General features: G+C 39.2%; 3 protein-coding genes. All 3 read right to left on the bottom strand.

What is annotated here, in order from left to right:
- Positions 1-456: 456 nt before the first annotated feature.
- Entirely contained in the window at positions 457-1,641 is a 1,185-nt protein-coding gene (locus HWQ39_RS15040) for a hypothetical protein (RefSeq protein WP_292846221.1), read from the bottom strand.
- Between the two features lie 146 nt (positions 1,642-1,787).
- A complete protein-coding gene (locus tag HWQ39_RS15035; RefSeq protein WP_292846217.1) occupies positions 1,788-2,546 on the bottom strand; it encodes a hypothetical protein in 759 nt (252 codons plus the stop codon).
- Between the two features lie 143 nt (positions 2,547-2,689).
- On the bottom strand, positions 2,690-3,433 hold the full coding sequence (locus HWQ39_RS15030; protein ID WP_366932275.1) for a hypothetical protein: 744 nt from the start codon (positions 3,431-3,433) through the stop codon (positions 2,690-2,692).
- Between the last annotated feature and the right edge of the window lie 264 nt (positions 3,434-3,697).

The raw sequence follows: 3,697 nt of genomic DNA, 5'->3' as shown, positions 1-3,697 counted from the left end.
CACAAGCATTACATGAACGGATTGAGTCAGCCGCGCGGATGTTGCCATTACCAGAAGAAGATGTAGCACCTGCACATGAGTCTAGTAGCAGTGAAACTGATGTTTTAGAAAATTTCCCAACACGAGTTTATCAAACACCCGGATTGCAAGGATAAGAGGCTGGTAGCTTTTAATAAGCGAAATATTGTTGAATATCTTGTTGTTCACTGCGTAGAATCTTCAGTGTTTGCTGGTAGATTTTGGCAGCCTTTCTTCGCTTTTTTAGGTGTGTTCACCCCGTTTAAGTAAGTGTTATAAGGTGTTGCGACTGTAATCTTCTAGAGCATTAAATAGTTACCAATGTTGCAGAGTCTAAAAAGTGCAAGTTATACGTGCAACAGCTTACTTTTTCGGGAATTTGCGAATGTATTGAAATCAAAACTTTACAAATTAATGCTGAATCTTAGCAAGACAATATCACCTTTTACCCTTAACTTTTTTCAATGCTGCTTGTCGTACTTCTGCATTGAGCAAATAACCAAAACCCACTTTTTCTAAACGCAGCACAAATTCCTCTCGTGTATTGCCCAATTTCCTAGCTGTAGCATCCAAATTCCAATTATGCTCCGCTAACTGACTCAGCAAATAAACTCGGCGAGTCTGCATTCCTGATAAGCGGTAAATCTTCAAATACTCCAATTCCCCATTCTCTCGAATAATCGCTTCCCCAATATGATTTTCTTCATTGGGGTTGAGGTCAGTAATAAATCTTTGTAACATGAAGGAACCAGCAGTATAGACTTTTTGGGAAATTAACTTGCGTCCTAGCAGTCCCTCTGCCATGAAACCCTGAAACGATGCCCAATCTGAACGCATATTTTGTACTGCTGCTCTCAAAGCTGTTAAATTATTAATTTTTGACTCATCTAAAGATACACTCATGGGAAAAGTTGTATCGTGCAGCAACGCGTATTGGTACAATAACTCACCATAGAAATCTTCTAACAAGCTATTGTGCAAAAGTCGATAGTCCTCTGGTGTCGGTACTACAAAAGCTGATGCTAATGCTTCGGCAACAAATACTAATACCCCAACCTGTCGAGAGTGAATTTCAAATACCCGCAAAGCATCTTCAAGTCCAGCAATGTAACGTCCACTAAAAGAGCTTTCCATTCGGCTACCCAGCCCATGAGAAAGGGCATACTTAGAATATTCACTCCAGGCAATATCGGGGCCAGAGAAAAACATTGATAAAAAGCCTTCCATTGCCAAGTGCAGTGGCAAAAATCTCAGTTGATTACTAGATTCCCGCTTCACCATCCGGTGCATTAACCGGACACTGGCACAACCATAGTTTAGCTGTTTACCATCTGTTTTAAAAAGCTGTCCCCCAAAAGCCCCCACAGGACTGCCGTCATTAGTCCAAGACAACACTAGTCCGTGAGGAATATAGGAAAAATATTTCATTCCTGGTGCTGTCATTTCTCCTGCTAAGGAAACAACTGTTAAATCCTCATCGTAGCTACGACGCAGCAAGCGCAAATCGTTACGTACTTGATGGCGCAATAATGGCACAATCCGCACTGCTCCTCGTATTTGAGAAGGAGCAATTTCTAGTCCTTTGAGTGATATGTCTGCTAACAGATTGCTTTTGGATGACATAGGATGGTGGGTCTATTTTTATTAACTTTAAGCAACACCGTATCTTGAGCAATATCAGTTTCTGTTATGTTCTCCTGAATCCAGTTTTTTGTCTTTAATATCTAAAATTTTATAGTGATATTGTATTGAGTGTAGCTATACTAAACCTAACACTTTACTAACTTTACTAACTTTGCTCCACAGCTTATATTACCAGGATTTATTATTTTGATCTTGTCATCCTGCCGCTTCAGATTTCCGATTACTTTAATACTTGTTAGAGATAATGTTATTTGTAGTAATTCTGTTTTTTGTTCCTCGCTTAATGTTACTGGATATTTCCCATTTACTTTGTCTTTTATCTTCGATTGAATATTTGATGTAAGTAATCCTAAATTAAACTCTACTCTATCGCCATTTTGAGAAATTGGCAAAAAAGAATACTCATCTTTGCTATCAAACCATTGCTTACTTACATAGGTATATTTTCCAGTATGCTGACCAAGAAAAGAGTATTTAAAATGTCTCTCCCATCGCTCAGATTTATTATTTTTATAATCCTGTTGGAACTCTTCAGGTATTCCTTGCTGGTTATCCGGCCACTTAGCACTATGATCTACAACAAAAACTGTATCTAGCTGAATAGTATTTTTATTGACAGCATCTCCACTAGAGAAAAAAATATATGATCCTGCTGTGACATGAGAAGATTTTGATATAGGTTTTCTTCTTAATTGAGTAGCATGACAGTATGAATAAAGCCAGCTTTCTGAAAATACGAATGGGTCTTCATTTTTGCACGGTTCATCCACCCAAACATTACCTTGCCAATCTGTAAGTTTATCATCCATCAAAACCTTAGCTTGGACTTCAGTTTTTTTTCTTGCGTAGTCAGGATGAAAGATTAAGTAATGTAGTGGTTTCATAAGTAATCTAAATTTAATTAATCTAACTATTTTATGTTCCGATAATTGTGGGATAAACTTTACAGAGAAGAGATTTTTTGGACGAAAGTATTTTATTTAAGCTATTGAAAATAAATCAATTTAATTGTTGCAAACTCTATACTTTACACCCTTAACATTTGCTTGACTCGCTCTGCTAAATATGATTCTAATTCAGCTAAAGATGCAGAACCTTCAGCGAACCGGGCAAAGCCCAACATCGTAGGTAAATCTTCTGCATCTCGTAATCCTACTGTGGGAATTGTGGGACTAAGGGGATGTAAAGAAAAGTCATCGGCATTGTAAACAGGATTGCAATGAATAATGGAAGTTTTTTGTTTCGGGTCTAAACGATCGCGATATACACGCAGAATTTCCGATGCTCCACTGGGGGGGTCGTTTTCCCAACCATCGGTTACAAGTACTACTAAATCTGCGCCCCAGTCCAAAGCATCCAGTAGGGGAGTAGCGAGGTCTGTTTGTCCACGAGGTAGAATCAGCAGTGGATCGCTGGTTGATGCTGTCCAAAAGGCATGGTATTCCTGGGATGCTGCTTTTAGTAAATAATGAGTAGATAAGGCTACCCCTAGAGGACGACGATGTTTTTCGGCTGAACCTGAACTGGAGTAGCTGCAATCTAGAACTGCGGCTACTCGTCCTAGTTTTAGGGGTGATTTTCTTAATGTGAAAGCAGCAGATTTCTCTAATGCTTGGTTTAAGATATCCCACTGCTGTTTGCGAGTATCCAATGGCAAAGATAGGATATACAGCGCCAAACGAGTTAGGGGGAGACGACCTAAATTAATGTCGATTTCTACTTCTGTGCGGTTGGCTGAACTTTGAAAGCGCAATTTTTCATTCAAGGTCATTTGTTCTTGAATACGGGATAAAAAGACCTCTCGTTTAATTCCGTGTTTTGCTGCTAAACCTTCGGCAACTGTAAAGGGTAACTGATAAACTGCTTGAGCGCTATAGTGTGCTTGGCGAAATGTCTCGAATAGCTCTGTTTGGTAAACTTGCTGTTTCCATTTACCAAAGAGAAAATTACCTAATTCCCCTGGTAGGGTGAGGTGAGCATGGGATACCGTTGGCGAATTCCCTAAACAGCTAAACTGAACCGATTAGTTCAGCGA

Origin of the sequence: Nostoc sp. NMS8, from assembly GCF_017115045.1 — a bacterium.
Classification (GTDB): Bacteria; Cyanobacteriota; Cyanobacteriia; order Cyanobacteriales; family Nostocaceae; genus Nostoc.
Note: the sequence above shows the minus strand (reverse complement) of the source record. Positions and strands in the feature narration are given on the sequence as shown.